Below are 5657 nucleotides of genomic sequence, written 5' to 3'. Positions count from 1 at the left end.
CTCATCGTCGGTGGCGGCCCCGGCATCAGCGCGAGTTGTGCCCGGCTGTTTGCCAACAACGGCATGCGCGTCGCAGTTGCCGCCCGGACACCGGACAAGCCGGTCCTGCAGGCATTGGAGGAAAAGCACGGTGTGCGTCGCTACGCCTGTGACGCCGCCGATCCGGCATCGGTGGCGCAACTGTTCCAGAGTGTCGGGCGCGATCTCGGCGCGCCGACACTGGTCGTGCACAATATCGACGGCCGCGTGCCCGGCATCTTCCGCAAGGGCATCACCGAGGCCCAGCCGGAAGATGCCTTCGCGACGCTGCGCAACGCTGCGTTCAGCGCGTTCCTGGTCGGCCAGCAGGCCGCGCTGGCGATGCGCGAGAACAGGCCCAACGCCAACGGCGCGCGTGGAACGATCATCTTCACCAACGCCAGTGCGGCGCTGAAGGGCTTCCCGGCGAGCGGCGCCTTCGCCATGGCCTGCCACGCCAAGTCCGGCCTCGCCCAGAGCATGGCGCGCGAGCTGATGCCGCAGGGCATCCACGTCGCCAACGTGCCGATCGACGCCGCGATCGGCTGGACGCAACAGGACGGTAGCCGAGCGCATCGCAGGGCGGGTACCACGGTCGACGACAACATGGCCGATCCCGCGCACATCGCTGAGACCTACCTGCAGCTCCATCGCCAGCACCGCTCGACCTGGGCGTTCGAGATCGTGCTGCGGCCGTGGCTGGAGAAATGGTGAGCAGAACCTGAAGAAGGCGAGGGCGCCGCGACGCCCATCCTGATCGTGGGGCAGCCCTAGGAGCGCAGCGGGTCGGGACGATCCAGGACGCCGTGATGACGCAGGATGCCGAGGACCTGCTCGACCTCGGCGTCGATGGTGGACGCGGTGGTGCGCAGATGCAGGTCCGGTTGTTCCGGTGGCTCGTAGGGCGAGTCGAGCCCGGTGAAATTCTGCAGGCTGCCGGCGCGCGCCTTGCGGTAGAGGCCCTTGGGATCGCGCCGCTCGCATTCGTCTAACGAGGTGTCGACGAAGATCTCGGCGAAGAAGAAGTCGCCGCCGAGGCGCTCCCTGGCCCGCGCCCGTTCGGCACGGAACGGCGAGATGAAGGAGACCAGCACGATCAGGCCAGCGTCGGCCATGAGGTGCGCCGTCTCGATCACGCGGCGGATGTTCTCGACGCGGTCGGCGGCGGTGAAGCCGAGATCGCGGTTGAGGCCGTGCCGCACATTGTCGCCGTCGAGCGTATAGGTGTGATGGCCGAGCGCGAGCAATCGCTTCTCTACGCCGTCGGCGATGGTCGACTTGCCGGCGCCCGACAGGCCGGTGAACCACAGCACTGCTGGACGATGGCCCTTGATCGCGGATCGCTGGCCGCGGTTGACGGTGAAATCGTGCCACCTGAGGTTGGCGGCCCGGCGCAGCGGGAAACGAATCATGCCGGCACCGACCGTCGCATTGGTCAGGCGATCGATCAGAACGAAGCCGCCGGTGTCGCGATTGTCGTCGTAGCGATCGAACGGCATCGGCCGGTCGAGTGCCAGGTTGGCGAAGCCGATCTCGTTGGCCGCCAACTGCTTGGCCGCCTTGTGCGTGCCGTCGTCGATATCGAGCTGATGCTTGAGCTCGCTCACCGTGGCCGTCATCGTCGCCGGGCCGAGCCGCATCAGGTAGGGCCGGCCGGGCAGCATCGGTGCCTCGTCGAGCCACAGCAGATGGGCGGCGAGCTGGTCGGCAAGCTGCGGCGGGCGGCCGTCGGGCGCGGCGAGGAGATCACCGCGGGAAACATCGATCTCGTCGGCGAGAGCGAGAGTCACGGCCTGCCCGACGCTTGCTTCGGCCAGATCGCCGTCGGCTGTAACGATGCGCGCGATGCGGCTTTGCTTGCCCGACGGCAGCACGACGATCTCCTCGCCGGCGCGGATGCTGCCGCCCAGCACGGTGCCGGCATAGCCGCGGAAAGTCGTCGCCTCGTCGCGCGTGATCCATTGCACGAAGAAGCGGAACAGCCCGCCATGAGGCGAGGCGACATCGACCGATTCGAGGTGCTCGAGCAGGGCCGGGCCGTCGTACCACGGCATGTGCGCGCCGAGATCAATGACATTGTCGCCGAGGCGTGCCGACATCGGGATCGCCGTGACGGTGGGCAGCGCAAGCGGCGCGGTCAGCGCTCGGTAAGTGGCGGCGATCGCCGAGAATGCCTCCTGCCGCCAGCCCACCAGATCCATCTTGTTGATGGCGAGAACCACTTGGCGGATGCCCATCAGCGCCACGATGGCACTATGCCGATAGGTCTGGCGCCGCACCCCCTTTGTGGCGTCGACCAGGATGACCGCCAGATCGGCAGTCGAGGCACCGGTCGCCATGTTGCGCGTGTACTGCTCGTGTCCCGGCGTGTCGGCGATGACGTAGCGCCGCCGAGCCGTCGTGAAATAGCGGTACCCGACATCGATGGTGATGCCCTGCGTGCGCTCCGCGTGCAGGCCGTCGACGAGCTGGGCCAGGTCGCCGTCGATGCCGTTGGCGTGCAGGTGATCGTCGGGAACGGCATTGCCATCGACCAGCAGGCGGCCGATCAGGGTGCTCTTGCCGTCATCGACGCTGCCGCAGGTGATGAAGCGCAGCATGTCGCCGGCACCGCCACTAAGCAGCGGCATCAGAAGTAGCCTTCGAGCTTCTTGCGCTCCATTGAATCGTTGCCGTGGTCGATGGCGCGACCCTGGCGCTCGGACGTGCGCGCCACCGCAAGCTCGTCGAGGATCGCCTCGACACTGTCGGCGCGCGAGTCGATGGCCCCGGTGAGGGGGTAGCAGCCCAGAGTGCGAAAGCGTACCCAGCGCTGCTCCGGCACTTCCTGCGGCAGCAGGGGCAGGCGCTCGTCATCGACCATGATCAGCATGCCGTTGCGCTCGACCACCGGCCGGCGGGCGGCGAAGTAGAGCGGCACCACCGGAATTTCCTCGCGCGCGATGTAGGCCCACACGTCGCGTTCGGTCCAGTTCGACAGCGGGAACACGCGCATGCTCTCGCCCGGGCCCAGGCGGCCGTTGTAGATCCGCCACAACTCCGGCCGCTGGCGGCGCGGGTCCCAGCGATGATGGGCGGTGCGCAGGGAGAAGATGCGCTCCTTGGCGCGCGACAGCTCCTCGTCGCGCCGGGCGCCGCCGATCGCCGCATCGAACTGGTGCAGCGCCAGCGCCTGCTTCAGCGCGTCGGTCTTCATGATGTCGGTGTGGATCGCCGAGCCGTGCGCGATGGGATTGATACCGCGTGCGAGCCCATCCGGGTTGATGTGCACCTGCAAGGGCAGGCCGAGCTCGCGCACGCGCCGGTCGCGAAACGCGATCATGTCGCGGAACTTCCAGGTCGTGTCGACGTGCAGCAACGCGAAGGGGGGGCGCGCCGGATGGAACGCCTTCAACGCCAGATGCAGCAGGACCGACGAATCCTTGCCGATCGAGTAGAGCAGTGCCGGCCGGCGAAAGCTCGCCGCCGTCTCGCGCAGCACATGGATGCTTTCGGCTTCGAGACGGTCGAGCCAGGGGCAGGCCGGGGGCACGTCAGGCGGCGCTGGCGACGGCGGGTACGGCGGTGGCTGGCCACTCGATCAGCGCGGTTTGCACGCCCAGGCTTTCGAGCATCGCCAACGCCTCGCGCCTGAGCTGGAGATCGCCGCGGCCCTCGGCCCTGGTGGGATCGCGCCGGATGTGGCTGCCGCCGTCGTGCCGCGTGCTGTCGAGCGAGCGACCGAGAGCGCTCTCGATCGCCTTCATATGGTCACGACGGGCCAGCCAGACTGCGTCGGCCAGCCGCGGCCAGTCGCGTCGATTGCCGGCGAAGTGATCGAGCAGGGCGGCCACCGCCTCGACGGGATGCACGACCAGACGCTCATAGGGCATCAGCTTCACATGCGCGGGATGGCGTGCCGCCATCTCCTGGAAGGAAATGAACTGGCGTGCATAGGAGGGAAGCCCGAACTTGAACAGGTAATCGCGGAACGGCACGCCGGCGAGCGGACGGCCGTCCACCATGCTGTAGGCCGGGTCCCGGTGCTCCTGGCAGTAGCGGTAGTAGGACGCCGCCTGGTCGATCGGGTTGCGGTAGACGAGGGCGATCCGTCCGCCACGGCCACGGCGGGCGGCGCGCTCCACTGCCGACACGCGCAGTGGGGTATAGCGCTGGGGTGCGAGGTCCACCGGGGTGTAGCGAAAATTCGTGCCCTCGTGGAAGTAGTCGTATCCCGGCACATGAAACTTGCCCTGGGCCCACCAGTCAAGGTTGCACCCGAGTGCGCCGAAGCCGGGACACACGGTGTGACCGACAAAGAGGTTATCCACCGGCAGGGTGCCACGGACGCGAAACAACGGACCGCCGCGGAAGTGCTCAAAATCGAACGCCGGACCCGAATCGGGCCCGAAGACACGACCTGTCAGCCGATCCTCGATCCGACCGCCACGGTCGAGATGACAGAGGAAGGAGATCGAATACCGGAGGAACCACGTTCCGGAGCGCGGTACGGTTGACAGGATTGGCGTCGGGCTACGGTCGAACATCGAACTCAATACGCGGCGAGACTCATTTCTCTCCCCGAATGAAAATTATCTCATATCAAGTGCCAATCAAGTGTGATTGGGATCACATGGCAGGAATGTTATTTGAGTGGCCGGTTGGGAACGGATTTTGACGATGACGCTGAACGCACTGATTCTGAACCAAGGGGCTGACCGGAAAGTCAGCGGCGCGATCGAAACGCTGGCGGACGATCGGTTGCCGGCGGGCGACGTCACGGTCGCGGTGGACTACTCGACCTTGAACTACAAGGACGGGCTGGTGCTGACCACAGGCGGTGGGCTGGTGCGGACCTGGCCGCATGTCGGCGGCATCGATTTCGCCGGCACGGTCGAGGCGTCGGGCACTTCCGCCTTCCGTCCCGGCGACAAGGTCGTGCTGAACGGCTGGCGCGTCGGCGAGTTGCATTGGGGCGGCTACGCTACCAGGGCGCGTGTCAAGGGCGACTGGCTGGTCAAGCTGCCGCCGTCGATCTCGACGCGTCGGGCGATGGCCATCGGGACGGCGGGCTACACCTCGATGCTCTGTGTGCTCGCCCTGGAGAAGCACGGTGTCCGCCCGGCGGCGGGCGAGGTCCTGGTGACCGGGGCCGCTGGCGGCGTCGGCTCGGTAGCCGTCGCGATCCTGGCCAAGCTTGGCTACACGGTCGTGGCGGCCACCGGTCGGCCTCAGGAGGGCGACTATCTCAGGTCGCTCGGCGCGGCCACCGTGATGCCGCGCAAGGAACTCGTCGAGGCGCCCGACCGCCCGCTGCTCTCCGAAAGGTTCGCGGGTGTGGTCGACACGGTCTCCGGTGTGATGCTGGCCAAGGCGCTGGCCCAGGTGAAGTATGGCGGTGCCGCCGCGGTCTGCGGGCTGGCAGGCGGCGCTGCATTCCCCGGCTCGATCCTGCCCTTCATCCTGCGCGGCGTGACCATGTACGGCATCGATTCGGTGATGCTGCCCAAGGCGCCGCGCGAGGAAGCCTGGCGCCGGCTCGCGACCGACCTGCCTATGGACAAGCTCGATGCCACGGTGAGCGAGGCCGGGTTGGCCGACCTGATGACGCTTGCTCCGAAGATCCTGAAGGGCGAGATCCGCGGCCGCGTCGTGGTCGA

General features: G+C 67.4%; 5 protein-coding genes. 2 read left to right on the top strand and 3 right to left on the bottom strand.

Translation table 11 applies throughout. From position 1 onward, the window contains the following. On the top strand, positions 1–732 hold a 732-nt coding region (locus AB7O82_RS36720), incomplete at its 5' end, for an SDR family oxidoreductase (protein WP_428621760.1). 56 nt (positions 733–788) lie between these two features. On the opposite strand, the gene cysC is transcribed toward AB7O82_RS36720, so the two are convergent. Genes cysC through AB7O82_RS36705 form a run of 3 tightly spaced genes read right to left on the bottom strand, consistent with a single transcriptional unit; the run spans position 789 to position 4544 of the window. Further along, positions 789–2648 carry an adenylyl-sulfate kinase gene (cysC, locus tag AB7O82_RS36715; RefSeq protein WP_428621758.1) on the bottom strand — a complete coding sequence of 620 codons (1860 nt, stop codon included), beginning with the start codon at positions 2646–2648 and terminating at the stop codon, positions 789–791. Further along, positions 2648–3550: a sulfate adenylyltransferase subunit CysD gene (gene cysD / locus AB7O82_RS36710; RefSeq protein WP_428545932.1), complete on the bottom strand. Its 903-nt coding sequence runs from the start codon at positions 3548–3550 to the stop codon at positions 2648–2650. The genes cysC and cysD overlap by 1 nt, the downstream gene beginning before the upstream one ends. Before the next feature lies 1 nt (position 3551). Continuing rightward, a complete protein-coding gene (locus AB7O82_RS36705; protein ID WP_428545929.1) occupies positions 3552–4544 on the bottom strand; it encodes a hypothetical protein in 993 nt (330 codons plus the stop codon). A 127-nt stretch (positions 4545–4671) separates the two neighbouring features. Between AB7O82_RS36705 and AB7O82_RS36700 the strand changes: the two genes are divergently transcribed. Further along, a partial coding sequence (locus AB7O82_RS36700; RefSeq protein ID WP_428621756.1) for an MDR family oxidoreductase occupies positions 4672–5657 on the top strand: 986 nt, incomplete at its 3' end.

The organism is Reyranella sp., from assembly GCF_050185545.1.
In the GTDB taxonomy this organism is placed as follows: domain Bacteria; phylum Pseudomonadota; class Alphaproteobacteria; order Reyranellales; family Reyranellaceae; genus Reyranella.
Note: the sequence above shows the minus strand (reverse complement) of the source record. Positions and strands in the feature narration are given on the sequence as shown.